Here is a 24,123-nt window from a genome sequence, read left to right as displayed (position 1 = left end):
ATGAACCCTACCCATAAACTCCTCTCACCGCGTTGGTTGGCCGGCCACCTGCTCGCGCTAACGCTCGTGGTGCTGTTTGTCAACTTCGGTTTCTGGCAGCTGCGGCGCCACGAAGAGCGGGGCGCTTACAACGCCCTCGTCGGCATGCGCCTCGCCGCCGAGCCGGAACCCTACCCGCAGCTGCGCGCGCGTTTGTCGCTCGAGGCCCCACCCGAGGACGCAGCGTCGATCGCCTACCGCCGCGCCGAGGTGACGGGGCGCTTCGACACGGCGCGCGAGGTGCTCTTGCGGTCGCGCGCCCTCAACGGGCAACCGGGCTACCACGTGCTCACCCCGCTCCTGCTCGAGGACGGCAGCGCCCTGCTCGTCGACCGCGGTTGGGTCCCTTTTGAGCTCGACACGCCGCCCGTCGCCGAGGCGGCGCCGCCGGCGGGTCCGGTGACGGTGAGCGGAACGCTCTTGCCGCGCCAGACGCAGCCGGCCGGCTTGGGGGCGAAGGACCCGCCGACGGGGGAGCTCGACGCGGTGTTCTGGGTCGATACCGAGCGCCTCAGCGCACAGCTGCCGTACCGGCTCGACCCCGTCTACCTCGAGCTGACCGCGCAGTCGCCGGCCCAAGAGGGGCCGCTCCCGCGCCCCTTACCCCCACCCGAGCTCGACGGCGGCCCGCACCTCTCCTACGCGCTGCAGTGGTTTTCCTTCGCGCTGATCGGCGTCGTCGGGTACGCCTTTTTGCTCCGCAGCGTCCTTCGGGAGCGCCGCGCTGCGGGGGGGGAAGCGGACGTGGAGAACAGTCGGCGGGGTAGCGCCGCTGGATAATGGCCCCAGTCAGCCCGCCCCCTAGAGGGCGGGCGCGCACCAGGGGGACGCCATGCCAGACGATCAAACGGCGGACGACCAGACGCTGCCACCGCAGACGCAGGACCAGCAGCCCGGTTTGGAGAGCGCGATGACGCCGGCGCCGGCCTTTGAGGGGCCCGACTACAGGGGGTCGGGGAAGCTCGCGGGCAAAGTCGCGCTGATTACCGGCGGCGACTCCGGCATCGGCCGTGCCGTGGCCGTGCACTTCGCCCGCGAGGGGGCGGACGTCGCGGTGCTCTACCTGAGTGAGCACGAGGACGCCGAGGAGACCAAACGCCAGGTCGAGGCCGAGGGTCGGCGCTGCCTGCTTCTCGCTGGTGACGTTGGTGACGAGGCCTTCTGCCGCGAGGCGGTTGAGAAGACCGTCGCCACGCTCGGCAAGCTCGACGTTCTGGTCAACAACGCCGCCGAGCAGCACCCACAAAAGCGCATCGAAGACATCACGGCGGCGCAGCTCGAGCGCACCTTCCGCACAAACGTCTTCGGCACTTTTTTCATGACCAAAGCCGCCGTCAAGCACCTTGGCGAGGGGAGCACCATCATCAACTCCTGTTCGGTGACGGCGTTTCGCGGCTCGGGCGGGCTGCTTGACTACGCCGCGACAAAAGGCGCCATCGTCGCCTTTACCCGCTCGCTCGCCCAGAACCTGGCTGACAAGGGGATCCGCGTCAACTCGGTCGCCCCCGGTCCCATCTGGACGCCCCTTATCCCGTCGACCTTTGACGAGGAAAAAGTGGCCAGCTTCGGCGCCGACACCCTTCTAGGACGCCCCGGTCAACCCGAGGAGGTCGCGCCCTCATACGTCTTTCTCGCCTCGTCGGATTCGTCGTATATCACCGGTCAGACGCTGCATCCCAACGGTGGCGACATCGTCGGTGGGTAGAGGAGGCCAAGATGCCCTACGACAAGCTCAGCGATCTCCCGGACGCCGTGCGTGACAACCTACCCAAGCACGCCCAAGAGATCTACCGCGCGGCTTACAACAGCGCGTGGGAGGAGTACAAAGACCCCGAAAGCCGACGCGACGACGCCTCGCGCGAAGAGGTCGCCCACCGCGTCGCGTGGGCGGCGGTGGGCAAGCGTTACGAAAAGGACGAGCACGGGCGCTGGCGGGAGCGGTCGTTGTAAAGCCGGAGCACGCCTCTAACGAGCTGCGCGGTGTAAGGGTAGCTGGGGTAAGGTAACCGTCACCCAACGCGCACGCCTACATCTGCTGCAGGGGGGGCGTCTCGCGGGCAAGGCGGGGTCTGGCGCGCTTGGTCGGTCGTGTAGGCCACACCGCCCCACCTTCGACCCCTCGGCGCTCCGCAAGTACAGCCACAGGTTTAAAGAGCAACGTCAAGCCGCCGTGATTAGCCTCACCGAGCTGCTAGCGCCAAGGACGCCGCGTGTAGCTAACTGAAACGGTTCCGGTAGCAGTCAGATAGCAATACTTTTGCCCAAAGAGAGAACCCGCCACTTCCGGCGGGTTCTCTCTTTGCCGTCCCAAACAGCTTATCTGTGGTGGGTCGTGTAGGGCTCGAACCTACGACCCGCTGATTAAGAGTCAGCTGCTCTGCCAACTGAGCTAACGACCCAAGGCCTTTAGTTTAGCGCCCCGCAAAGGCCACGTGGGTGCGGGGGCTACATCGCGCGTTTTGTGGGTTGTACTTCTGAAAAAGCGCCGCCGCAAGCTGGGATGTGGCAAGATGAAAGGGCAGCGCGAGGGGAGTGAGGCGGATCGAGCCACCAGAGAGCTTGGCCGAGGAGATTAGGGGGCGCCTCGCCGCGATGAGCGAGCGCGACGAGCTCGAGATGCTCCGTGAGGCGGTGCAGGCGGCCAACAACGTCGTGCTGATCACCGACCCGCGCCTGCCCGACAACCCCATCATCTACGTCAACCGCGGCTTCGAGCGGTTGACGGGGTACGCGCGCGACGAGGTGCTAGGGCGCAACTGCCGCTTTTTGCAAGGTCGCGACACCGACCAGGCGGCCCTTCCGGCGCTGCGCGCGGCCATCGCGCGGGGGCAGGGGATCCGCGTCGAGCTGCGCAACTACCGCAAAGACGGCGCGATGTTCTGGAACGAGCTGCATATCACCCCGATCTGGCGAGCAGGAAGTCTCGTCTACTTTTTGGGGGTGCAAAACGACATCACCTTGCTCAAGGCGGCGCAGGCGGAGCAGGCGCTGATGTCGCAGGCGCTCGAGCACGCCAACGAGGCGGTCATCGTCACCGAAGCGGCGCTCGAGCGCCCCGGTCCGCGCATCCTCTACGTCAACCGGGCGTTCTCGGCGATGACGGGGTACGCACCCGAAGAGGTGCTCGGGAAAACGCCGCGGATGTTTCAGGGGCCGCGCACGAGCCGCGCGGTGCTCAACCGGATGCGGCGGCGCCTAGGTCGCGGCGGCGTCTTTCAGGGGGAGACCATCAACTACCGCAAGGACGGCTCCCCCTTTATTTTGGCGTGGCACGTCGCGCCGATCCGCGACGCCCTGGGCAGCATCACCCACTGGGTCTCGACGCAGCGCGACGTCACCGAAAGGCGCCTTTTAGAGCGCCAAGCGCTCGACATCAGCGCGCGCGAGCAGCAGCGCATCGCGGGCGAACTGCACGACGCGCTTCAGCAACACCTGATCGGTACGGCGCTCCAGGCCAAAGCGCTCGCGCGCACGCTGGCGTCGCGTAACGACGACCTCGCCGAGCGCGCCGAGGCGCTCTACGGCCTCGTGCAGGCTGGGGTGACGAGCCTGCGTACCGTCGTCCAGGGGATGGCCCCCGTTCAGCGCAGCGCCAATGGGCTGATGATGGCGCTCGGGGGGCTTGCGACCAAAGTCGAGGAGCTCTACGGGGTCCCCTGCAGCTTCGTCTACGAAGAACCCATCTACGTAAACGACTTCGAGCTCGCGACGCAGCTCTACTACATCGCTCAGGAGGCTGTCACGAACGCCGCAAAGCACGCCAAGGCCTCCGCTATCGGTATTAGCCTCGCGCGCACCGATGGCCTCGTCGCGCTCACCGTGCAAGATGACGGCTGCGGCTTTCAGCCGCAGGTCGAGGCGGGGTTGCGGCGGGGCATCGGTTTGCGCCTTCTTGACTACCGCGCGCGCCTTATTGGCGCGCAGCTCGAGCTCACCTCGCGTCGCGGTGAGGGGACGGTGGTGACGTGCCTGTTCGAGGTGCCTTCGTAGCGCAGTGCAAGCGCGCCTCAACCGCCCGCGAACCGTTAAACTGGCGTGTGGTCCGCACCACCCCCTCGACGACGCGTCTCAAGGCGCACCGCCTGAAGCGGATGCGCCCGCCTCTCAGGGCGCCCCCAGCCCCTAGGGGTTGGAGGTGTGGGGCTCAGGTGAGGCGACTGTGACCTACGCACGGCTCTGCGGGCAGCTGGGGCAGCTCTACCCCGTCGGAGGTGAGCTCGGCGAGCGTCACACGTGTCTGGTGTGGCGCACGGAGCCGCGCCTGCTCGGCTGCGCGTCGGGGGTGGGCGCGCTCTACCGCTTGGCGTGCGACGTCGCTGACCTCTATCACGCGGGGCGCAGCGTGCTGCTCCGCCCTGAGAGGCGGGCTGAGGGGCGCCCTCAGCGCCCGCCCCTAAACGCGAAGGTGCTCTGGCTCGAGTGCACCGTCGAGGGGGCTCTGCTCGTGTTTCTCCAACCCCTCGGCCGCGCCGACAGCCCCCGTGAGGGTGGCGCGACCGCCGATCCGGCGACGGCGGCCGACGAGACCTCGTGGCGCGCGCATGGTACCCATGGTGCCAGCGCCCGAGGTGTCTCGAAAACCTCGTCTTTGGCGTACCGGACCTAGTGGACCAAAGGGCTCCGGTGTATGCTACCGGTATACTGCAAGGGTTGACAGATCGCGGGGCGGCCTCTGGCGCTAACCGGTTGTTGGTGGGGGGGCGCGCTGGTGCACACCTCGCTAGCGTCGGCCTGCGCCGAGCGACGGTCCCGGCGTCACGCCCCTACGCAAAGGAGTGGCTATGAGAGAAGCCGTTTTCGTCACCGCCGTGCGGACGCCCGTCGGGCGGGCGCACAAGGGGAAGCTCAAAGACACCCGTCCGGACGACCTCGGCGGGTTGATCCTGCGCGCGGCACTCGAGCGCACCCCCGGTCTAGAGCCCGGGCGCATCAGCGACGTGCTCATGGGCAACGCGCACCCGGAGGGTGAAGCGGGGTACAACCTCGCGCGCATCGCCCTGCAGATCGCCGAGTTTCCGGAGACGGTCGCGGGGGCGACCATCAACCGCTTCTGCGCTTCGGGGTTGCAGACCATGGTGCAGGGGGCGCACGCCGTCGCTTGCGGCATGAGCGAGGTCGTCTTCGCGGGCGGCAGCGACTGCACGAGCCGCGTGCCGATGGGGGGGCACACGATGTCGATCAATAAGCGCCTCTACAAGCGCCACCCCGAGGCGTACCACACGATGGGTCAGACGGCCGAAGCGGTCGCCCGCAAGTTTGGCATCACCCGCGAGGAGCAAGACGTGTTCGCGCTGCGCTCGCATCAGAAGGCCGTGGCGGCGCGCGCGGCGGGGCGTTTCGACGAGCAGCTGGTGCCGGTCGCAACGCGCGTCCAGGACGAAGCGGGTGCCTGGCACGAGGTGACGCTCGAGCACGACGAGGGCCCCCGCGCCGACACCAGCTTGGAGCGCCTCGCGGGGCTTAAAACGGTCTTCGCCGACGACGACGCGGCGACCGTGACGGCGGGGAACTCGAGCCCCCTCAACGACGGCGCCGCCATGACCGTGGTCATGCCCGAGGAGGACGCCCGCGCGCTCGGTCTCAAACCGCTCGCGAAGCTCGTGCAGGCCGCCGTCGTCGGGGTGCCCCCCGAGATCATGGGGGTCGGCCCGGTGCCGGCGATCCGTGCGCTCCTCCAAAAGACCGGAATGACGGTCGCGGACGTCGACCTCTTCGAGATCAACGAGGCGTTCGCCTCGCAGTGCTTCTACTCGCAGCGCGAGCTCGGTATCCCCGACGAGAAGCTCAACGTCAACGGGGGTGCGATCGCCATCGGGCACCCCTTGGGCGCTACGGGCGCGCGCATCGCCGCCGACCTCTTCGCCGAGATGGGTCGGCGCGGGGCCGAGTACGGCGTGATCTCAATGTGCGTGGGCGGAGGCCAGGGGATGGCGGCGCTGTTCAAGCGGGTGTAGCGACCGCTAGTTAGCGCCCCGTAAGAACCTTGTAAGACGCGCCGCCGTAGACTCCGTGCCGTGGCAACCATCCTCGTCGTCGACGACCACCCCACCACGCGGCTTCTCTTACGGAGCGTCCTGAGCCGTGAAGGCTACGCGGTGACGCTCGCCGAACACGGCGCGGCGGCGCTTAAGCAGCTCGAGCACCACCCCGACACCAAGCTGCTCATCACCGACCTCGACATGCCGGTGATGGACGGTCTCGAGCTCCTCCGCCGCCTCCACACGTGTCCTGTGTGGTCGCAACGCGGCGTTGCCAAGCTGGTGGTGAGCGCGCACCCCCTCACCGAAGAGGCGCTCGCGCAGCACGGCGTCTACGCCTGCTTCGCCAAACCTCTCGACCTCCCGCGCTTTAAGCGTACGGTGCGCGAGGTGCTCACCGCCACACCCACGCCATAGGTCGCGGTCGCCGGTGTGTAGGCCGCGCGCAGCGGGACGGGGGCGGCGCGGTATGCTGCTCAGATGTCGTCGTCCGCACGTTCCTCTCGCAACCGGTCCCCAACCGCCGAGTCGCAACGGGTCCCCACGTCTACGCACCTCTCGCGGCGCGAGTTTCTCGCGCTGCTCGGCGCCGTGGGGCTCTCCTGGTTGGGCGGTTCGGTCGCGGGGGAGGTCTACCGCGCGCGCGTGACGCACCACCTCCTCGAGCTCCCCAAGCTGCGCGCGCCCCTTAGGGTGGCGCAGCTTTCGGACCTGCACTACGGCCCCTTTATCCGCGAGGGGTCGGTGCGAGCTTGGGTCGCGCAGACCCAAGCCGAGGGGGCCGACCTGATCGTTATCACCGGCGACATCGTCGACCAGGAGCTGACGCGTCCCCTAGAGCCCCTCGTGGAGGCGCTCTCCGGGTTGTCGGCGCCCTTGGGGGTCTGGGCGTGCCTGGGTAACCACGACCGCGTCCGCTTCCGCCGCGACCTGCCGACGCTCGAGGCGGCCCTCGCCGCGGCCGGCATCCCGCTCCTTGTCAACCGCGGCGTCAGCCTCCGCGATGACCTCTACCTCGCCGGCGTCGACGACTACGGGACGGGCGCGCCGAGCCTCGAGGCGGCCTTGCAGGACCTGCCGCCGGGCGCCGCGAGCGTGCTTTTGTGCCACCAACCCGACTACCTACCCGAGATGCCCTTTAGCGTCGACTTGACGCTCATCGGCCACACCCACGGCGGCCAGGTGAGGCTGCCCGTCATAGGGGCGCTCTACACCTCCTCGCGCTTCGGCAACCGCTACGCCGAGGGGTGGGTGCGGCAACCCGACAAGGTCTACGTGTCGCGCGGTCTCGGGGTGAGCCTGCTGCCGGTGCGCTTTAACTGCCCCGCCGAGCTCGCCGTGTTCGACCTCGTGCCGTCTCTCTAGGGGGCTGCGTGCGCTACCCCCCGATAGCCACCATCGTCCGGCGCCGCTCGGTCGGCGCGGTCACGCCCGAAGCGACCTTGCGGTGGGCCGCCACCAGAAAGGCCTCCTGCAGGGCCGGGACGGGCTCGGGGGAGAGGAGCGCTGGCCGCACGTCGAACTCGCGGTCGTTGAGCAGACAGGGCCGCAGCTTGGCGTCGCTGGTGAGCCGCATCCGGCTGCAGGCGCCGCAGAAGGGCTCGGAGACGGGGTTGATAAACCCTATCGCGCCGGCCCACGAGGGGACCCGGTAGAGGCGGGCGGGGGCGCTCGGGTCGGTGGGGACGGGCTCGAGGGGACCGAAGGCCCGCTCGACGACCTCCCGAACCGCTGCGCCCGGCATAAAAGCGCTGCGGTAGGCCCCGGGTGCGGCGTTGTTGAGGTGCATGTACTCGATAAAGCGCACGTGTAGCGGCCGCTCACGGCTCAGCTCGGCGAGCTTGGCGATCTCGCCGTCGTTGATCCCCCGCATCACCACGGCGTTGAGTTTGACGGGGTGCAGCCCCCGCTCGAGGAGCAGCGTGACGCCCCGCCACACGGGGTCGGGGTTCCCCCCACCCGTGGCGCGTCTAAAGACCGCGGGCGAAACGGCGTCGAGCGAGATGTTGACGCGGTCCAACCCCGCTGCTAAGAGCGCGTCCAAGCGGCGCTCCAAGAGCGTGGCGTTGGTGGTGATGGCGACGTCTTCGACCCCGAGGCGTTTGGCGCAGGCGATCATCTCGGGGAGCTCGCGGCGCAGGAGCGGTTCGCCACCCGTAAAGCGCACCGAGCGCATCCCGAGCCCCACGGCCGCCTCGAGCACGTGCGCGACGTCCTGCACGCTGAGCGTGCCCACCGGGTCGGCGTGCCCGAGGCCCAGAGGGTCGCAGTAGGTGCAGCGGAAGTTGCACCGCGGCGTCACGCTGACTCTCAAGTCGCGTACGACGCGGCCGTAGCGGTCGGTGAGCGTCGTGGGGGCTGCGGGCGCCGGGTGGGTCATGGCCCTCATGGTACTGAACCCTGCCCCCTATGGGCGGGCCCCAGCCGACACGCGTCCAAGCGTCCGCTTCGAGAACGCGGGGCGTGGGGGGCCGCGCGACTACGCGTCGACCCGCCGCCACCCCCCCGCGCGCCCGCCGACCCACGCGTAGCGGCCCTCCGCTGCGGGGTGGCGCGCCAGGGCGTCGAGAACGTCGTCAAAGGGGACGCGGTAGGCGAAGCGGGTCTTGAGGTACCAGAGCTCGAGCCCCGCCCTGAGCCGTTCAGGGGCCCCTAGCAGCCCGAGCCGCGCGGCGTAGGTGTGCGCCCGGTTGACGGCGGCGTCGAAGAGCGCGTCGCGGGGCACCTCAGCCCCGCCCCCGCACCTCGTAGCCGGCCGCCTGCAGCGCCCGCGTGCCGGTGCGCAGCCCCTCCTCGTGGTCGAAGGCGAGCCGCACCGCGCCGCCCGCCTCGCGGATGCTTAAGACCTCGATGTCTTTGATGTTGACCCCCGCCTCGCCCAGGGCGCGGGTGATGCGGGCGAGCTCACCGGGGCGGTCGGGCACCGCGATCACGACCTCGAAGCGCGCCGGCAGAAGGCTCCGGCGCACGATGGGGAGCGCGTCGCGGGTGCGTTTGGCGGCTTCGGCGCGCCCGAGCATCGCCTCGGGGTCCTCCAGGAGCGCCTCGAGCTCGCCCAAGTGGGCGCGAAACGCCGCGAGCGCCCCCCGCAGCGCCTCGCGGTTGCCGACCACCATGTCGCGGCTCATCCGCGGGCTCCCCGAGGCGACCCGCGTCAGGTCGCGAAAGCCGCCGGCGGCGAGCAGCATCATGAGGTCGCGGTCGCCGCTTTGCGCGACGAGTTCGGTGAGCGCCACCGCGGTTAAAAAGGGGAGGTGGCTGACGGCGGCGACCAGGCGGTCGTGCTGTTCGGGGGTGGTCTCGAGCGGCCGCGCCCCCAGCTGCTCGACGAAGCGCCGCACGGTCCCGAGCGCCGCCGGGTCGGTGGTCTCGTCTGGCGTCAGCACCCAGACGGCGTTTTCGAGGAGCGCGGCGTCGGCGTGCTGCACCCCGACGCGCTCGCTCCCCGCCATCGGGTGCCCCCCGACGAAGGGCAGATGCGCGAGCTCGCGGCAGACCTCGGCTTTGATGCTGCCGACGTCGGTCAGGAGCGTTTGGGGGCCCAAAAAGGGCTCGAGGCTCCGCGCCAGGGGGACGAGCGCGCGCGCGGGGGAGGCGAGCACGACCAGCTCGGCCTCCCGCAACCAGGGGCCGGGGTGGAGCTGCGCGTCGTCGATGACCCCCATGCCGCGCGCGGCCTCGAGCACCGCCGGGTCTTGGTCAAAGCCGACGACGCGCTCGGCCAAAAAGCGCTGCCGCGTACCCAGGCCGACCGACCCGCCGATCAGCCCGACCCCGGCGACCACGACGGTGCCGAAGAGCGCCTTCGGCCGCACGGGGCGTTAGAGCTCCCCCTCGGTCGGGTCGTCGTCGAGCTCGTCGAGCTCGCGCAGTTCGTCGAGCTCCTCCTCGAAGAGCTCCATGTCCTCTTCGCCCAAGATTTCGTCGTGCTCGGCGTCCTGTTCGGTGTCGACGTCGTCGCGCTTGTAGTCGGTGTCCATAGGGCCTCCCAAGGGTTACGAGGTGAGGTGCGCGGCGTCCGGCTCGGACGCGCTGGGCTGGGGTGCGAAGGCGTCCGAGCGGGTGCGCGCGACGGCCGCCATAAAGACCTCGAAGGGCGCTAGGTGCTCCGGGAAGGCTTCGAAGCTCATCTCCGGGTGCCACTGCACCCCGAGGACAAAGGAACCCGACGCGCTCTCCAAGGCCTCGACGACGCCGTCGCCGCTCCAGGCGACCGCGCGCAGCCCCGCCCCGAGGCGGTCGACGGCCTGGTGGTGGTAGGAGTTGCAGCGCACCGTCTCGGCGCCGAAAGCGGCCGCGAGCGCACTTCCGGGCTCGAGCCGGATCCGGTGCGAGGGCGCGCCGCCCAGCTCGAGCTGTTCGTGCTGCAAAGTGCCCGGCAGCGCCGGGAGGTGTTGGTGCAACGTGCCGCCCTCGACGACGTTAATCAGCTGATGCCCCCGGCAGATCCCCAAAACCGGTACGCCGCGCGCGCGCGCCGCCTTGTAGAGCGCCCCCTCGAAGAGGTCCCGAGCCCGGTCGACGAGGCCGAGCATGGGGTGCGGGTCGGCGCCGTAGAGCTCCGGGTCGACGTCGACGCCACCCGTGAGGATCAGCCCGTCAGCCCCCTCGAGGTACGCCTCGGCGAGGTCGGGGGTGAGGTTGGGGGCCAGCAGCGGCAGCCCGCCGACGCGCGCGACGGCCTCGGCGTAGTTCTGGCCGATGAGCGCATCCGTGCGGCGGAGCCCGACGGTCCGAAAAAACGACGACGTGCTGAGGAGGATGCGGGGGCGGCTCATCCGTGTAGCCTATCATCTGGCGGTGCGGCGGAGGGTGCGTGCGTGACGCGAGGCCTCAGGGTTTGAGGAGGACCTTGCCCTGGTTGTGGCGGCTTTGGATCCAGCGAAACGCGTCCGCGGCCGCCTCCAGGGGGAAGGTGCGGCCGACGACCGGCTTCACTCTGCCCGCGGCGAGCAGGTCGCCCAAAAAGGCGCTCGCCTCACCCATCACCGCCGCGTCTTTGGCGAGCTCGCTCAGCCACACCCCGATGACCGCTTGGTTCTTGTACATAAGCCGCAAGGGGTTGAGCGTCGGCATCCGGCCGCTCGCCGCGCCGATCACCAGGATCCGCCCGTAGGGGGCGAGCAGCTCGAGGTTGCGCTCGAAGTCCTCGCCGCCCGTGATCTCGCAGATGAGGTCGACGCCGCGCCCGCCGGTGGCCTCTCGGACCCCTGCGAGCACCCGCTCGAAGGGCGCGTCCCGCTCGGCGAGCACGGTGTGGTCGGCCCCTAAGCGGCGGGCGAGCTCTAGCTTCTGGTCGCTCGAGGCTGCCCCGATGACCTCCAAACCGAGCGCTTTGGCGAGCTGCACCGTGGCCGTGCCGAGCGCGCCGCCCGCCGCCTGAACGAGCACCCGCTCGCCCGCCTGGGCGCGCCCGAGCGCCTTGAGGGCGCCGTAGGCGGTAAAGAAGGAGACCGGGAAGGCGGCCGCCTCCTTTGCGCTCCACGCCTCCGGCACCGGTACGAGCGACGCCGCGGGGGCGCGGACGAACTCGGCGAAGCCGCCCCGGCCGACGAGCGCGGCGACGCGCCTACCCACCGCGACCCCTTGGACGTCCGGGCCGAGGGCGACGACCCGACCGGCGACCTCGAGCCCCGGCACCAGCGGGGTTTGGGTGGGCGTCAGGTAGGTCCCCGCGACCACCATGATGTCGGCGAAGTTGACGCCGGCCGCTTCGACTTTAAGGAGCACCTCGCCGGAGCGCGGCTCGGGCACGGGGAGCTCGGTGAGTTCCAAAACGTCGGGTCCGCCGGTACGCCGGATCTGCACCGCGCGCATCGGGCTGCCTTTGGCTGGAGCGTGGGTCATGGGCCCTAGCCTAAGCCGCCGCCGGACCGGAGGGGGCGGTGCAGCCTACGAACCCCTGGCGTGGCGCTGCTAAAAGCTAGGCGTTCGGTCGCAGCAGGTGCCCCAAACAGGGGCTGTACGTCACCCCTTGCTCGAAGTCGGCGGCGAGGTCGGCGACGCTGACCTCGGAGAGCGCCGTGAGGAGCGCGTCGCGCACCCTCTCCCAGACGGCGCTGCGCGCGTGACAGCGCGCCTCCTCGACGCAGGGGACGTGCCAGTTGAGCGAGACGCACGAGAGCGGCGCGACGGGGCCGTCGATGGCGCGCATGACGTCGCGGAGGTTGATGAGGTGCGCCTCGCGGACGAGCGCGTAGCCACCCCCCGCGCCCTTTTTGGAGACGATGATCCCCTTTGCCGTGAGCTGCGCGAGGATGCGCACGAGGTAGGGGCGCGCGACCCCCGTCGCCTCGCTGATGGTGTCGCTGCCGACCCAGCGGCCCGGCGGCTGCGTTCCGAGAAAGCCGAGCGCTTGAAACGCATAGATGTCCGTTGTCGAGAGGCGCATGCGTAGAACCCAGTATACCGCGTCGCGCACCCCCCTCCGCCTGAGCCGACGGAGACGACGTGACCGTTGCCTCATGGCGCGTGTCTTATGGCCTGTGTCTCATGGCGCGGTCACCTGCGCTCTGGCGCTTAAGCGCCCTCCACGAGGTCGAGGCTAGGGGCGGGTTGTGGCTCGGAAAAGGCTGCGGTAGGGAGAACGACGCGTTTTTGGGTCGCCGTCCCGCTGGAGCGCAGACTGGTCACTACCCCCCAAGTCCGCTCCAAGCCGCTGCTGCACCATCCCAATATGAGAACCTTCACAAAGTCGTGAACGCTAACGAAGGGGCGTCTGAGTAAAGCTTCCTTGTGCCTAGTCTCATAAAGCGCACAGAAAGGCTTAACAATCTTAATAGTAGTCCAGGATAAGTTTGCAACCGCTGAGCGGGTGGCCTCCCCTCAGTCAAGCCACGCCAGCGTGGCCTATTTTAGCGCAGCGTGCTCCCCCCGACGGCGGGACCGGGCGGCCGCTGCATACGCCTGGCCGGAGCGGCTTATCCGGTCAGATTCCACGAAGCTGGGCAGCGGAGAGGAAGCGAGAGTTGGAACACAAGCCGAACCCCTCACGAGCCGTGGTGCGACGGTCGCTCCGGTCGTTTATGCCGGTCGCCGTCGCCCTCCTTTTGGCCGCCTGCAGCAGCGGCATCGAACGCCCCGAGGTCGACCTGGAGACCACTTCGCGGCAGACGTTGCGCACCTGGATCCGCAGCGGTGCCGACGACCGCGCCGAAACCCGTTCGGGCGCCATGACCACGGGCAGCGCCCGCAACACCCTGACCTTCTCGCGCGACACGGTAGGGTTGCGTTTTACCAACGTCACCATCCCCCAGGGGGCCAGGATCACCAACGCGTTCGTGCGCTTTATGCCCCACACCTCCGACTCGGGCAGCACCACCATCACCGTGCGGGCGCAGGATGTGAACTCGGCGCCGCAGTTTACCAACGCCAACCGCAACATCAGCTCGCGCAACCTGACCTCGGCGTCGGTGTCGTGGCAGCCCGGGGCGTGGCGTGCGGGGCAGGTAGCGGAGACAAACGACCTGTCGCGGGTGATCCAGCAGGTGGTCAACCGCAGCGGGTGGCGCAGCGGCAACGCGCTGGTGCTGGTGTTTACGGGGGACAACCGGGCGGTGCGCACGGCGCGTGCGGTCGACGGGTGGGGGACGCGGATCGCCCCGACGCTGTACGTCACCTATGAGACGAGCGGCGGCAGCGGCGCTGGCAGCAGCAGCGGCAGCACCGCCCCTAGCAGCAACGTCAGCAGCAGCCAGCGCGTCTGGCACGACCGGCTGCTGTCGACCATCAACAACCCCAACTATGCAAGTGGTCAAGCAGCGCTCGACCCCATGCGGATGGCCGCCTCGGGTGACCTTAACGTCTACGGCCGGAACATGAACCACTACCTAACGAGCCTGATCCTGGCGTACCGGACGACGGGGGACCGGCGTTTGGTGCAGCAGATCGACACGGTGATGAACCGGATGCGGGGGACGCTGCGCGACACCACCGGCGACGGCTTCCGCAACTGGCGGTACTTGATGCGAAACCCAGACCCTGGTGGGCGACAGCACGTGGGTCGCGACACCCATGAGATGGAGGAGATCCTGACGCACTCAGTGGTAGCGGCGGCAGCCTACACGCTGCGGCAGGCGGGCTTTAACAGCAGCGCGAACTTCTGGACGAACTACCTGCGCAACGACTTCGAGGCCAAGTGGCGTCGGCGCAAGGGGGTGCGTTCGGGCTTTCCGTTTTTGACGCGCAACCTGATGCACCCGTACGTGCAGTGGATCCGCTACCACCACTACATGGGGAAGCTGACGGGCGACAGCGGCTACACGGCCGAGGCGCGGCGGATGGCGCGGATTGTGGAGAACAACATGCGCAGCGTCAACACGCCGTCGGGGACGGGGTACATCTGGGACCACCGGGTGCAGCTGTCGGGGCGAGCGAGCAACGGCTGCCAGCCGATGGTGTACGTGCGGCTGACGACGCAGGCGATGGCGGACCTGGCGACGCAGGGGGTGTTCAGCAACACCTTTATGCAGCGCGTGGCCAACGGTATGGCGCACCGAGGACTTAGGAACACCAGTGGTGGCATGGCCGGCAACATCTGCGGTAGCGGTTCGTACGGCACGGTCAACCTGTTTAATGCCTTCCCCTACGCGCAGATTGCCCGCTGGGACCGCTCAGGCCGTTTGCGTACCGCTGCCGAGCGTGCCTTTAACGCCGTCGAGCGCAACCAGTCTCGACCGAGGCTCTACAACATCCCTGCGACCATGGTCTTTACGCTGGGGCGGTAATCCTTACGCACTAGTTAAACGTTATGTCTCTAAGGGGAGAGGGTTTCCTCTCCCTTCTTCGTAGCTTCAAAACAGGGGTGTCGAGGAGGCGACGAGCATCGCCTCCTCGACCTTATCCAACCGAAAGGTCAGGGGTTTTTGCCGCAAGTGGCAAAAGCCTCTGATGTAAGCGCCGTCGAAAGCGGTGACGTCGACCAGGCGCACCTTGCCCCCGTAACTCATCTGCACCTGCGCGCGCGTCTTTAACGCTTGGCGAAACACCGCCCCTAGGGGGTGTTCGGTAAAGCTCATGGGAATGGGTGCGCGCCGCGAACCTTTCTGGTAGAAGAGCTGGCCGTGGCGGCGGGCGTACTCGTAGAGGTCACGGGTGAGTTTGACGTCCTCCAGGCAGTAGCGCTCGAGCCGCTCCCAATCGCCCGCTCGAAAGTAGGCGAGCGCGTCGAGCCCCGAGCCCAACTTGGTCGTACCCAAGGTCGCGCGCGCGAGCGCGTCGAGCGAGACCCGCCGACCGAGGGCGCGCTGCGCCTCGACCATGAGGTCGAGTGTCGGCAGCGCGAGAACCCAGTCGCCGAGCTCGGCGGCCAACACCGGCCAGTCGAAGCCGACGAGGTTAAAGCCGATGATCTGCTCCGACGCCCGCAGGGCGCGCTCGAGCTCGGAAAAGTCGGCGCGGCGGTAGGTGTGAAAGCGGTCGTTTTCGTAGCTGTAGACCCCGACGATGCTGACGCCAAGCTGCGCGCGGTTCTCGGTGCCACCGACCTCGTCAAACGACCGCTCCGTTTCGAGGTCGAGCACGAGGCGCCTCAAGGGGGGCTCGGTCGGGGCTATGGCTGCCGAGGTCACGGTTACTGGGGGAGGGCGGCGCGGTCGGCGAGCCCGAGCGCCGTGACGAGCTCGTCGTGGAGGTGGGCGTTTGCCGCGACGAGCGCCCCATCCCCCATGCGGTAGGGCTCGCCGCTCCCATTGGACACACGCCCCCCCGCCTCTTCGACCAGCAAGAGGCCGGCGGCGACGTCCCACGGTTTAAGCTGCAGCTGCCAAAAGCCGTCGAGCCGCCCCGCGGCGACGTAAGCGAGGTCGAGCGCCGCGGCGCCGAGACGGCGCACCGCGCGGCAGCGGCTCAGCATCCGCGCGAAGACCTCGACGTTCTGCGCGATCGCGTCCTCCGCGTAGGCGAAACCGGTTCCCAACATCGCCTGCGCGACCGTGCGCTGACGGCTGACCTCGATAGGGGCGCCGTTGAGGTAAGCGCCGCCGCCGCGGGTGGCGCTAAAGAGCTCGCCGCGGGCCGAATCGAGCACCACCCCGACCTGCACCGTCCCCTCGACCTCTAGAGCGATCGAAACGCAGTAGAAGGGGAAGGCGTGAGCGTAGTTGAGCGTACCGTCCAGGGGGTCGACGATCCAGCGGTAGGGGGCGTCGCCGCCCGGTTGCCCCTCCTCCTCGCCCAAGACGACGTGGTCGGGGTAGCTCGACAGCAGCACCTCGCGGATGAGCGCCTCGCTCTCCTTGTCGACGCGCGTGACGAGGTCGGCCTCGCTCGTCTTGATGGCGACGCCGAGGTCGCTGCCGATGCTCGAGCGGTGCAGATGCGCCGCCGCTCGCGCCGCGCGGATGGCCGTGTGCAAAAAGCCTCTAAGCGAGTTCATGCCCCACTATACGTGCCGCCCATGGCCGCGGTGTAGCGAGAGCTAGGTGGGGTGCGGCTCTCGGCGCCGGGGTGAGGCCGCGGCTTCGCGCTTGGCGATGCGGGGGGGTGGTTCGGAGACCCTCTGCTCGGGGACGACTTGGTGGCTCGTATCGGTGACCTCGCTCAAAGCGGGGCGCATGTCGGTAATCAGGCGTGAGTGTCGGTCGAAGGTCAGGTAGTTGTATACCCAGTTGAAAAAGGCGCTGAAGCGGTTTTGGTAGCCGGGCAAGTAGATGAGGTGGATGAAAAGCCACGCGAGCCAACCCAAAAGCCCGCGCAGCCGGAGCCCCAAAAACGCCCGCGAGAGCTCGGCGACGCCGGCGTTGCGCCCGATGATCGCCATGCTGCCCTTGTCGAAGTAGGAAAACGCCGTCGTGGGTTGGCCGCGGAGCTGCCTGCGGATGGTTCTGGCGATGTGCTTGCCGTGCTGAATGGCGACCGGCGCGACCTGCGGGTGCAGCCGACCGCTCGCGTCCTTGCTGCCCGCGAGGTCGCCAGCGGCGAAGGCGAAGGGGCGGCCCGGAAGGCTGAGGTCGGGGTTGACCTTGATGCGGTGGCCGCGCTCGAGCTCCACCCCGAGCGCGTCAACGAGCGGGTGCCCGCGCACCCCCGCTGCCCAGATCAGCGTCTGCGTGGGGATGACCTCGCCACTCTTGAGTTCGACCTCGTGCGGGCGCACGGCGGTCAGCGTCGAACCTAGGCGCAGCTCGACGCCGCGTTCGCGCAGCACCGTCTCGGCGTAGGTGCGCGACGCCTCGCTGTAGGGCGGGAGAAGGTGGTCCATCGTCTCGACGAGGATGATCTTGGCTTTGGCGAGGTCGAGCTCGGGGTAGTCCTGCGGCAGCACGCGGCTAAAGAGCTCGGTGAGCGCCCCCGCCATCTCGACCCCTGTCGGCCCACCCCCGACGATGACGATGTTGAGCACCCCCTGGTCGACGAGGGTGGGGTCGGCGCTCGCGCGCTCGAGCTGGCGCAGGATGTGAGAGCGGATGTTGACCGCTTCGGTGAGCGACTTGAGAAAAAACGCGTGCTCTTGGACCCCGGGTACCCCGAAGTCGTTGTACACCGCCCCCGCGGCGAGGATGAGGTAGTCGAACGCCTCGCGCGCGCCGCCGGCGAGCTCGAGCGTCTTTCCCTCCCAGTCGACACCCGTGACGGTAGCCTGGCGAAAGGCGAAGTTGGTCTGCCGGTGAAAGATCGCGCGCACGTTGTGCGCGACGTCGCCGGGCTCGAGGCCAGCGGTCGCGACCTGGTAGATGAGGGGCTGAAAGGTGTGGTAGTTGTTCTGGTCGATGACGAGCACCTCGACGGGGTCGCGGCGCAACGCTTTGGCGGCGTAGAGCCCAGCAAAGCCGGCGCCGATGATCACGACGCGCGGCCTTTTGGGGGGGTAGAGCATCGCTTGCCTCCTGGTCGCGGGCGGCGCGGAGCCAGCACGAACGCGCCACCCTCCCCCCGTGGTTACGAGTATAGGCGGGAGGGGGTGGGGACTTCGTAGCGCTCGTTGAAAACTCGGTGAGCCCCGCTAGGCCATCTTGAGGGCGATCATCCGCCCGGTAGGGGTGTCGGCGACGCCCCCCTCGCCCGTTTCACGCAGCTCGGGGGGGAGGAGGCGGCCGACGGACGCCATCGCGCCGACGACCTCGTCGGGGGGGATGAAGGACTCGAGCCCGGCGAGCGCGAGCTGCGCCGCGGCAACCGCGTGCACGCTGTAAAAGGCGTTGCGCGACACGCAGGGCACCTCGACAAACCCACCGACGGGGTCGCACACCAACCCGATGGTGTTCATGAGGGCCATCGCCGCCGCGTGCACCGCCGCGCGCGCCCCGCCACCTAAGAGCTCGCAGACGGCCGCCGCCGCCATCGCCGCCGAGGGGCCGATCTCCGCCCCGCACCCGCCCGAGGCGCCCGCGATAAACATCGTCTGCGAGATCGCCTCGCCGACGCCGGCGGCGAGCACGAGCGGCATGACGAGCACCTCATCGGGGATTCCGAGGTGATCGGCGGTGCCTAAAAGCGCCCCGGGCAGCGTCCCCGCGCTCCCCGCCGTCGGTGCGGCGACGATCCGCCCCATCCGGGCGTTTTCCTCGTTGACCGCCATCGCGTAGGCTTGCACGCGCTTTAGCAGGGGCGCCCCGAGGCGGTCGTCGGCCTCCCAGAGGGTGGCGGCGTTCCAACCGACCATCCCGGTGCGGCTGGGCGCCTTCGTGGCGAGACCGCGCCGCACGGCGTCGCGCATCTCGGCGAGGCGCCCCGCCATCGCCGAGAGGAGCGCCTCCCGCTCCTCGGGGGGGGTGCTCGCCCTAAGGACCGCCTCCGAGGCGCGCCCGGGAACCTGCGCGAGCTCGTTAAGGGTCATGCGGGACCTCCTGGGGGCTCGGGGCTGCGGGTGTGGGGGCGGCGGTCTGCATCACCTCGGGGAGCATCCGCAGCCAGCTCACCACCCTCAGCTGCGAGAGGTAGTCGAGGACGAACTGCGCGGGGCGGCGGTCGATTTCAAGCGACATCATCGCCGCTCCGCCGCGTTGGCGCCGCGCGCAGTGGAGGGTCGCGATGTTGACCCCGTCGTCGGCTAAGATGCGCGCCACGGTGGCAATAGCCCCCGGTTGGTCGGTGTGGCCCACCAACAGGGTGTGGTAGGCGCCGGAGAAGAGGATCTCAAAGCCGTTGACGCGAACCACGCGCACCAAACCGCCGCCTACGCTCGAGCCGAGCACGCTCACCCTTTCGCTGGCGTTTTCGAGTTCGAGCTGCACGGTGTTGGGGTGCACGTCGCCGAGGTCGCGGCTACGAAACTCGAGCTCGAGCCCCGCGCGTTCGGCGAGCGTGAGCGCCTCGGGGATGCGCGGGTCGTCCGGAAAAAAGCCCAAGAGCCCGGCGGCGAGCGCACGGTCGGTACCGTGACCCTTGGCGGTCTTGGCGAACGAACCGTGGAGCGTCAGGGTGGCGCGCGTCGGCGGCGTGAGGAGGGTGTTGCGCGCGAGCAGCGCGAGGCGGCAGGCGCCCGCCGTGTGGCTGCTCGAGGGCCCCACCATCACCGGCCCGATCACGTCGAGTAGACCCATGGTAGGCCTAGTGTAGCGCAGCGCGGCGGGGTTTGGGTGGCAGAGCGCGCTTGTGTAGGCTTAAGCCCGTTGTCAACAAGGCGGCGGACGGGTCGGGCTGCCCACCCGCCGTCCGCGCAGGTGCGGTGCTCGCGTCTTACGAGTGCGCTTCGATCTTCTCTTTAAGCGCCTTGCCGGGTTTGAAGGCGGGGTACTTGCTCGCGGGGATCTCGATGCGCTCGGTGGTGCCGGGTTTGACCCCGGTGCGGGCGCGGCGCTCGCGAACCTCGAAGGTGCCGAAGCCGGTCAGCTGCACCTTGTCGCCGTTGTTGAGGTGCTGGCTCACCTGATCGATCATGGTGTCGACGATCGTCTTGACGTCTTTTTTACGCATGCCCGTATCTTCGGCAACTTTGTCGACGAGATCGGCCTTCGACACCGTCTTCGCTTTCGCCATGTCTGCCTCCTTTACGTGACTTCGCGGGTACTGTAGCACGCGTTATCTGAGAAAGCAAGTCCCCGACGGAGCTGCTCGATTTGCGCCGTCAGGCACCCTGCTCCATAAGCGTTGGCCCGTTTGCGGGCGTCTCGGACGGCGCTGGCGCGTCCGAGCGGGTCGTCTCACCGCTCGCTTGAGCGCGCAGGTGCGGGGGCAAGAGGGCGTTGATGTGCGCCATGAGCGTCTCGGTGAGGGCGCGCATCTCCGCTTTGGAGCGGCCGGACGGCGGCAGGGGGCGGCCGAAGCGGACGCGAAACGCGCGCCCTTCGCGCCAGATCGCCACAGGTTGCAGCGGCACCCCGGCCCGTTGGGCCAAAAAGGCGGCGCCGTCGAGCGCCTGGGCGTCGCCGGCGTTGCGGGTACCTTGCGGAAAGATCCCGACGGCGAGCCCCGCGCGCAAAAAGCGCAGGGCGTCTTTGATGGCTTTGGTATCGTTGCGCTCGCGGTCGACGGGGAACGCCATGAGGTGCTCGGCGATCCAGCGCATGGGCTGCTTGTCGAAAAGCTCGCGCTTGGCCATGAAGTGGATTTCGCGCGGTACCAGCGAGCCGATGATCGGCGGGTCGAAGCTCGAGATGTGGTTGCCGGCGATGATCAGCCCCCCCTCTCTGGGGATATGCTCTACGCCCTCGACGCGCAGCCCGAGAAAGAGGCGCGCGCCGTTACGCACCACAAAGGCGGCGAAGAGGTAGAACCACAGCTCGCGCACCCTAGCGGGGTCCGGCGGGAGGATCATCGCCGCCCCCTTTTCTGCGCGCTGCGCTCGCGCAGGCGGTCGAGCCCGACCGCCTGCAGCGTCCCCAAGAGCGCCACGAACGCGTGCAGCGCGAGCCACACCGGAGCAGAAGGCTGCCAGGGGAGGGCGATGGCGAAGAGGTCGCGTTGCGAGAGCCACCACGCGAGCGCCTGGGGCACCATGTAAAGCAGGGGTGAGATGGCGACGGCGGGGTAGCGCCACGCGTAGTCGAGCCCCAGAAAACCCAAGAGCCCCGAACTCAGCAGCAAAGGAAGCATGACGAGCCAGTCTGGATCGCCAGTGAGAAGCCCGGCGACGGGCGCGAGCAGCGCGGCGGCGAAGGCGAAGGGGAGGCCGCCAAAGGCCAGGGCGGCGTAGCTTGAAGCCAAGATGCCCAAGCTGCGCGCGAGTAGGGGCAGCGGTGCGACGGCGACGACGATCGCTAGGAGCACCAGAAAAAAGCCGACGACGAGGCGCTGCGGCGACGGTGCGGGGCGCACGGTGACCCGCGGGGCGGCTCGAGGGGTCATGCGGGGGTGAGCTCCGGCAGCCGCGCGGCAAGCTCGGGGATAAGGCGCAAATAGGCGCCCGTCGAGGAGGTCGGATGTGCGGCGACCGCCTCCGGGGTCCCTTCGGCGACAATGCTGCCACCGCGCGCACCCCCGTCGGGGCCGAGGTCGACGATCCAGTCGGCGGTCTTGATCACGTCTAGGTTGTGCTCGATCACCACCAAGGTGTTACCCCCTTCGACGAGACGATGGAGCACACCGAGAAGCTTGCGGACGTCGTCGAAGTGCAGCCCCGTGGTGGGCTCGTCGAGGATGTAGAGCGTTTTGCCGGTCGAGCGTTTGCCGAGTTCGGCGGCGAGTTTGACGCGCTGCGCCTCCCCCCCCGAGAGCGTCGGGGAGGGTTGACCGATCTTAATGTACCCGAGGCCGACGTCTTGCATCAACTGCAGCTTGCGCGCGATGTTGGGGATATTCTCGAAAAAGTCGACCCCTTCGTCGACGGTCATGTCAAGCACGTCGGCGATCGAGCGGCCGCGGATCTTGACCTCCAGGGTCTCGCGGTTGTAGCGCGCTCCCTTGCACACCTCGCAGGGAACGTAGATGTCGGGCAGGAAGTACATCTCGACCTTGACCGTGCCGTCGCCTTTGCAGGCTTCGCAGCGACCGCCTTTGACGTTGAACGAAAACCGCCCCGGTTTGTAGCCGCGTTTGCGCGCTTCGGGCGCGCGGGTGAAGAGGTCGCGGATCTCGGTAAAGATCCCCGTGTAGGTCGCCGGGTTCGAACGCGGGGTGCGCCCGATGGGGGTCTGGTCGATCTCGATCACCTTGTCGATGTGCTCGGCCCCGTGGATGGCGCGGTGCGCTCCGGGCGTCTCTTTGGCGCGGTAGAGCCTTTTGGCGAGGCTCGCGTGCAAGATGCGGTGCACCAAGGTGGATTTGCCCGACCCCGAGGCGCCGGTGATGCAGGTGAGCGTGCCCAGAGGCAGCGCGACGCTCACGTCTTTGAGGTTGTGCTCCGTGGCGCCGACGATCGTGAGCGTTTTGCCGTTGCCGCTACGGCGCGTGCTCGGTACCTCGATCTTCTTCTCGCCGCGTAAGTAGGCAGCGGTGAGCGAGGTGGGGTGGCGCATGAGCGCCTCGGGGGTGCCTTCGGCGACGATGGTGCCGCCGTGGATCCCCGCCCCTGGCCCCAAGTCGACGAGGTAATCGGCGGCGCGCATCGTCTCCTCGTCGTGCTCGACGACGATCAGCGTGTTGCCGAGGTCGCGCAGGTGCAAAAGGGTCTTGAGCAGCCTCGAGTTGTCCCGCGGGTGCAGCCCGATGGAGGGTTCGTCGAGGACGTAGAGCACCCCCGTGAGGCCGCTGCCGACCTGCGTCGCAAGCCGGATGCGCTGCGCTTCGCCCCCCGAAAGGGTGTTCGCGCTCCGGTCGAGGGTGAGGTAGTCGAGCCCGACGTTCTCTAAAAAGCCCAAGCGGGCACCGACCTCACGCAGAATCGGCGCGGCGATCGAGGCGGCCGGTTCGGGGAGCGTCAGCTCGCCGAAAAAGCGCCGCGCCTCTAAAACCGTCAGGCTCGAGAGCTCGGCGATGTTGCGCCCCGCGACCCTGACGGCGAGCACCTCGGGTTTGTAGCGCGAGCCGCCGCACTTGGGGCACGGCACGAGCGACATAAAGGCCTCGATCTTTTCGCGCGCGTAGTCCGAGCTCGCCTCGCGGTAGCGCCGCTCGAGGTTGGGGATGACCCCCTCAAACGCCACCTGAAAGCGCATCGTCTCGCGGCCACCGCGCTTGTAGACGACCTCGATGGCCTCGTCGCTGCCGTACAAAATGGTCCTTTGCGCCCCCTCCGTCAGGTCCTTCCAGGGGGTTTTGAGATCGAAGTGCAGGTGCTCGGCGAGCGCTTTGAGGCGGTCCCAGTAGAACACCTTGTTGCCGTCACCCTTGCTCCCGCTCCAGGCGGCGATGGCGCCCTGTGCGATGGAGAGTTCGTCGTCGGGGACGAGCAGTTTGGGGTCGAACTCTTGGCGCGCGCCGAGCCCCGTACAGTGGGTGCAGGCGCCGTAGGGGGAATTAAAGGAGAACACGCGCGGCTCGAGCTCCTCGAGCGCGGTGCCGTGTTCGGGGCAGGCGAAGCGCTCGCTAAAGAGCTCATCGCGCCCCACGTCGGGTAGCGAGACCCGCACGAGGCCCTCGCCCTTATGCAGCGCGAGCTCGACCGACTCGGCGAGGCGCGCGCGGTCGTCGGCGCTGATGCGGACGCGGTCGGCGACGAGGTCGATGTCGTGCTTTTCGTACTTTTCGAGGTTGAGTTTGAGCGCTTCGTCGAGCGTCCTGACCTCGCCGTCGACGCGGACGCGGGCGAACCCCTCCTTTTTAAGCCCTTCAAAGAGCTTTTTGTACTCCCCCTTGCGGCCCCGCACGAGCGGTGCGAGTACGAGCGCGCGCTGCCCGGCAAAACGCTCCAAAAGCCGGTCGACGATCTCCGAGGCCGACTGCCGTTCGATGGGCCGGCCGCAGGTAGGGCAGTGGGGCTTGCCGGCGCGGGCGAACAGCAGGCGCAGGTAGTCGTGGATCTCGGTCACCGTCCCGACGGTCGAGCGCGGGTTGTGCGAGGTGGTCTTCTGGTCGATGCTGATCGCCGGCGAGAGACCCTCGATGGCGTCGACGTCGGGTTTGTCCATGAGGCCCAGAAACTGCCTGGCGTAGGCCGAGAGCGACTCGACGTAGCGCCGCTGCCCCTCGGCGTAGATGGTGTCGAACGCTAACGTCGACTTGCCGGAGCCGGAGGGGCCGGTAAAGACGATAAACGCGTTTCGGGGCAGGGTGGTCGAGACGTTTTTCAGGTTGTGGGCCCGGGCGCCGCGGATGGTGAGGTTCTGCAACGTGCCTCCCTAGAAGCGGG

Annotated in this window: 25 protein-coding genes and 1 tRNA gene; 9 read left to right on the top strand and 17 right to left on the bottom strand. The window is 68.5% G+C overall.

The features are described 5' to 3' along the window. Genes TRAD_RS13850 through TRAD_RS13840 form a run of 3 tightly spaced genes read left to right on the top strand, consistent with a single transcriptional unit; the run spans window position 1 to window position 1,989 of the window. Window positions 1-819 (top strand): SURF1 family cytochrome oxidase biogenesis protein, encoded by an 819-nt coding sequence (locus tag TRAD_RS13850; protein ID WP_013179237.1) that lies wholly within the window; start codon window positions 1-3, stop codon window positions 817-819. A 52-nt stretch (window positions 820-871) separates the two neighbouring features. Further along, window positions 872-1,744, top strand: coding sequence for an SDR family oxidoreductase (locus TRAD_RS13845; RefSeq protein WP_013179236.1), 873 nt, complete (start codon window positions 872-874; stop codon window positions 1,742-1,744). An 11-nt stretch (window positions 1,745-1,755) separates the two neighbouring features. Further along, entirely contained in the window at window positions 1,756-1,989 is a 234-nt protein-coding gene (locus TRAD_RS13840) for a ChaB family protein (RefSeq protein ID WP_013179235.1), read from the top strand. A gap of 373 nt (window positions 1,990-2,362) precedes the next feature. Here TRAD_RS13840 and TRAD_RS13835 read toward each other — a convergent pair. Then, a tRNA-Lys gene (locus TRAD_RS13835) sits at window positions 2,363-2,438 on the bottom strand. A gap of 133 nt (window positions 2,439-2,571) precedes the next feature. On the opposite strand from TRAD_RS13835, the gene TRAD_RS15465 reads away from it, so the two are divergent. The 5 genes from TRAD_RS15465 (at window position 2,572) to TRAD_RS13810 (ending at window position 7,382) form a co-directional block, all read left to right on the top strand. Continuing rightward, window positions 2,572-4,029, top strand: coding sequence for a PAS domain-containing sensor histidine kinase (locus tag TRAD_RS15465; protein ID WP_049773137.1), 1,458 nt, complete (start codon window positions 2,572-2,574; stop codon window positions 4,027-4,029). Between the two features lie 169 nt (window positions 4,030-4,198). Beyond that, window positions 4,199-4,645, top strand: coding sequence for a hypothetical protein (locus tag TRAD_RS13825; protein ID WP_013179233.1), 447 nt, complete (start codon window positions 4,199-4,201; stop codon window positions 4,643-4,645). 175 nt (window positions 4,646-4,820) lie between these two features. Next, window positions 4,821-5,993, top strand: a complete 1,173-nt coding sequence (locus tag TRAD_RS13820; protein ID WP_013179232.1) for a thiolase family protein — start codon at window positions 4,821-4,823, stop codon at window positions 5,991-5,993. A 60-nt stretch (window positions 5,994-6,053) separates the two neighbouring features. Beyond that, window positions 6,054-6,434 (top strand): response regulator, encoded by a 381-nt coding sequence (locus TRAD_RS13815; RefSeq protein WP_013179231.1) that lies wholly within the window; start codon window positions 6,054-6,056, stop codon window positions 6,432-6,434. Window positions 6,435-6,497: 63 nt separating this feature from the next. After that, window positions 6,498-7,382, top strand: a complete 885-nt coding sequence (locus tag TRAD_RS13810) for a metallophosphoesterase (protein ID WP_013179230.1) — start codon at window positions 6,498-6,500, stop codon at window positions 7,380-7,382. 13 nt (window positions 7,383-7,395) lie between these two features. Here the strand turns inward: TRAD_RS13810 and moaA are convergent, their stop codons facing one another. The 7 genes from moaA to TRAD_RS13780 all read right to left on the bottom strand — a co-directional run bounded on the left by moaA (window position 7,396) and on the right by TRAD_RS13780 (window position 12,408). Next, window positions 7,396-8,406, bottom strand: coding sequence for a GTP 3',8-cyclase MoaA (gene moaA / locus TRAD_RS13805; RefSeq protein WP_013179229.1), 1,011 nt, complete (start codon window positions 8,404-8,406; stop codon window positions 7,396-7,398). 90 nt (window positions 8,407-8,496) lie between these two features. After that, complete coding sequence (locus TRAD_RS13800) at window positions 8,497-8,742, bottom strand: hypothetical protein (protein WP_013179228.1); 246 nt, start codon at window positions 8,740-8,742, stop codon at window positions 8,497-8,499. A 1-nt stretch (window position 8,743) separates the two neighbouring features. Further along, window positions 8,744-9,832 carry a prephenate dehydrogenase gene (locus TRAD_RS13795; protein WP_013179227.1) on the bottom strand — a complete coding sequence of 363 codons (1,089 nt, stop codon included), beginning with the start codon at window positions 9,830-9,832 and terminating at the stop codon, window positions 8,744-8,746. A gap of 6 nt (window positions 9,833-9,838) precedes the next feature. After that, on the bottom strand, window positions 9,839-9,997 hold the full coding sequence (locus TRAD_RS16445; protein WP_013179226.1) for a hypothetical protein: 159 nt from the start codon (window positions 9,995-9,997) through the stop codon (window positions 9,839-9,841). Window positions 9,998-10,012: 15 nt separating this feature from the next. After that, the gene (locus tag TRAD_RS13790) at window positions 10,013-10,795 is read right to left on the bottom strand and encodes a gamma-glutamyl-gamma-aminobutyrate hydrolase family protein (RefSeq protein WP_013179225.1); all 783 of its coding nucleotides are present in this window, start codon (window positions 10,793-10,795) and stop codon (window positions 10,013-10,015) included. A gap of 55 nt (window positions 10,796-10,850) precedes the next feature. Beyond that, entirely contained in the window at window positions 10,851-11,864 is a 1,014-nt protein-coding gene (locus TRAD_RS13785) for a quinone oxidoreductase family protein (RefSeq protein ID WP_221401614.1), read from the bottom strand. Window positions 11,865-11,940: 76 nt separating this feature from the next. Beyond that, complete coding sequence (locus tag TRAD_RS13780; RefSeq protein WP_041947322.1) at window positions 11,941-12,408, bottom strand: Rrf2 family transcriptional regulator; 468 nt, start codon at window positions 12,406-12,408, stop codon at window positions 11,941-11,943. A 634-nt stretch (window positions 12,409-13,042) separates the two neighbouring features. On the opposite strand from TRAD_RS13780, the gene TRAD_RS13775 reads away from it, so the two are divergent. Further along, complete coding sequence (locus tag TRAD_RS13775; RefSeq protein WP_013179222.1) at window positions 13,043-14,743, top strand: hypothetical protein; 1,701 nt, start codon at window positions 13,043-13,045, stop codon at window positions 14,741-14,743. A 66-nt stretch (window positions 14,744-14,809) separates the two neighbouring features. Here TRAD_RS13775 and TRAD_RS13770 read toward each other — a convergent pair whose 3' ends face one another. The 9 genes from TRAD_RS13770 to uvrA form a co-directional block, all read right to left on the bottom strand. Continuing rightward, complete coding sequence (locus tag TRAD_RS13770) at window positions 14,810-15,538, bottom strand: ribonuclease H-like domain-containing protein (protein ID WP_041947320.1); 729 nt, start codon at window positions 15,536-15,538, stop codon at window positions 14,810-14,812. Between the two features lie 50 nt (window positions 15,539-15,588). Further along, window positions 15,589-16,392 (bottom strand): inositol monophosphatase family protein, encoded by an 804-nt coding sequence (locus TRAD_RS13765; protein ID WP_013179221.1) that lies wholly within the window; start codon window positions 16,390-16,392, stop codon window positions 15,589-15,591. 42 nt (window positions 16,393-16,434) lie between these two features. Next, window positions 16,435-17,832 (bottom strand): NAD(P)/FAD-dependent oxidoreductase, encoded by a 1,398-nt coding sequence (locus tag TRAD_RS13760; protein ID WP_013179220.1) that lies wholly within the window; start codon window positions 17,830-17,832, stop codon window positions 16,435-16,437. Between the two features lie 126 nt (window positions 17,833-17,958). Beyond that, the gene (locus TRAD_RS13755; RefSeq protein ID WP_013179219.1) at window positions 17,959-18,792 is read right to left on the bottom strand and encodes an L-serine ammonia-lyase, iron-sulfur-dependent, subunit alpha; all 834 of its coding nucleotides are present in this window, start codon (window positions 18,790-18,792) and stop codon (window positions 17,959-17,961) included. Then, entirely contained in the window at window positions 18,782-19,498 is a 717-nt protein-coding gene (gene sdaAB / locus TRAD_RS13750; RefSeq protein ID WP_013179218.1) for an L-serine ammonia-lyase, iron-sulfur-dependent subunit beta, read from the bottom strand. Before sdaAB ends, TRAD_RS13755 begins: the two co-directional genes overlap by 11 nt. Before the next feature lie 136 nt (window positions 19,499-19,634). Then, window positions 19,635-19,934 carry an HU family DNA-binding protein gene (locus TRAD_RS13745; protein ID WP_013179217.1) on the bottom strand — a complete coding sequence of 100 codons (300 nt, stop codon included), beginning with the start codon at window positions 19,932-19,934 and terminating at the stop codon, window positions 19,635-19,637. An 88-nt stretch (window positions 19,935-20,022) separates the two neighbouring features. Beyond that, window positions 20,023-20,712 carry a lysophospholipid acyltransferase family protein gene (locus tag TRAD_RS13740; protein ID WP_013179216.1) on the bottom strand — a complete coding sequence of 230 codons (690 nt, stop codon included), beginning with the start codon at window positions 20,710-20,712 and terminating at the stop codon, window positions 20,023-20,025. Beyond that, window positions 20,709-21,242, bottom strand: coding sequence for a hypothetical protein (locus tag TRAD_RS13735; protein WP_013179215.1), 534 nt, complete (start codon window positions 21,240-21,242; stop codon window positions 20,709-20,711). Before TRAD_RS13735 ends, TRAD_RS13740 begins: the two co-directional genes overlap by 4 nt. Further along, entirely contained in the window at window positions 21,239-24,103 is a 2,865-nt protein-coding gene (uvrA, locus tag TRAD_RS13730; RefSeq protein WP_013179214.1) for an excinuclease ABC subunit UvrA, read from the bottom strand. Before uvrA ends, TRAD_RS13735 begins: the two co-directional genes overlap by 4 nt. Between the last annotated feature and the right edge of the window lie 20 nt (window positions 24,104-24,123).

Source organism: Truepera radiovictrix DSM 17093, assembly GCF_000092425.1.
In the GTDB taxonomy this organism is placed as follows: Bacteria; Deinococcota; Deinococci; order Deinococcales; family Trueperaceae; genus Truepera; species Truepera radiovictrix.
The sequence above is the reverse complement of the archived record's forward strand: the minus strand, read 5'-3'. Positions and strand labels throughout refer to the sequence as shown.

Bases quoted from the DNA above. Each gene is read 5' to 3' on its own strand.
- TRAD_RS16445 (WP_013179226.1), bottom strand. From the start codon at position 9,997: ATGGACACCGACTACAAGCGCGACGACGTCGACACCGAACAGGACGCC.
- TRAD_RS13790 (WP_013179225.1), bottom strand. From the start codon at position 10,795: ATGAGCCGCCCCCGCATCCTCCTCAGCACGTCGTCGTTTTTTCGGACC.
- moaA (WP_013179229.1), bottom strand. From the start codon at position 8,406: ATGAGGGCCATGACCCACCCGGCGCCCGCAGCCCCCACGACGCTCACC.
- TRAD_RS13785 (WP_221401614.1), bottom strand. From the start codon at position 11,864: ATGACCCACGCTCCAGCCAAAGGCAGCCCGATGCGCGCGGTGCAGATC.
- TRAD_RS13755 (WP_013179219.1), bottom strand. From the start codon at position 18,792: ATGACCCTTAACGAGCTCGCGCAGGTTCCCGGGCGCGCCTCGGAGGCG.
- TRAD_RS13775 (WP_013179222.1), top strand. From the start codon at position 13,043: ATGCCGGTCGCCGTCGCCCTCCTTTTGGCCGCCTGCAGCAGCGGCATC.
- TRAD_RS13810 (WP_013179230.1), top strand. From the start codon at position 6,498: ATGTCGTCGTCCGCACGTTCCTCTCGCAACCGGTCCCCAACCGCCGAG.
- TRAD_RS13780 (WP_041947322.1), bottom strand. From the start codon at position 12,408: ATGCGCCTCTCGACAACGGACATCTATGCGTTTCAAGCGCTCGGCTTT.
- TRAD_RS13760 (WP_013179220.1), bottom strand. From the start codon at position 17,832: ATGCTCTACCCCCCCAAAAGGCCGCGCGTCGTGATCATCGGCGCCGGC.
- TRAD_RS13845 (WP_013179236.1), top strand. From the start codon at position 872: ATGCCAGACGATCAAACGGCGGACGACCAGACGCTGCCACCGCAGACG.
- sdaAB (WP_013179218.1), bottom strand. From the start codon at position 19,498: ATGGGTCTACTCGACGTGATCGGGCCGGTGATGGTGGGGCCCTCGAGC.
- TRAD_RS13820 (WP_013179232.1), top strand. From the start codon at position 4,821: ATGAGAGAAGCCGTTTTCGTCACCGCCGTGCGGACGCCCGTCGGGCGG.
- TRAD_RS13840 (WP_013179235.1), top strand. From the start codon at position 1,756: ATGCCCTACGACAAGCTCAGCGATCTCCCGGACGCCGTGCGTGACAAC.
- TRAD_RS13740 (WP_013179216.1), bottom strand. From the start codon at position 20,712: ATGATCCTCCCGCCGGACCCCGCTAGGGTGCGCGAGCTGTGGTTCTAC.
- TRAD_RS13850 (WP_013179237.1), top strand. From the start codon at position 1: ATGAACCCTACCCATAAACTCCTCTCACCGCGTTGGTTGGCCGGCCAC.
- TRAD_RS13745 (WP_013179217.1), bottom strand. From the start codon at position 19,934: ATGGCGAAAGCGAAGACGGTGTCGAAGGCCGATCTCGTCGACAAAGTT.
- TRAD_RS13735 (WP_013179215.1), bottom strand. From the start codon at position 21,242: ATGACCCCTCGAGCCGCCCCGCGGGTCACCGTGCGCCCCGCACCGTCG.
- TRAD_RS13765 (WP_013179221.1), bottom strand. From the start codon at position 16,392: ATGAACTCGCTTAGAGGCTTTTTGCACACGGCCATCCGCGCGGCGCGA.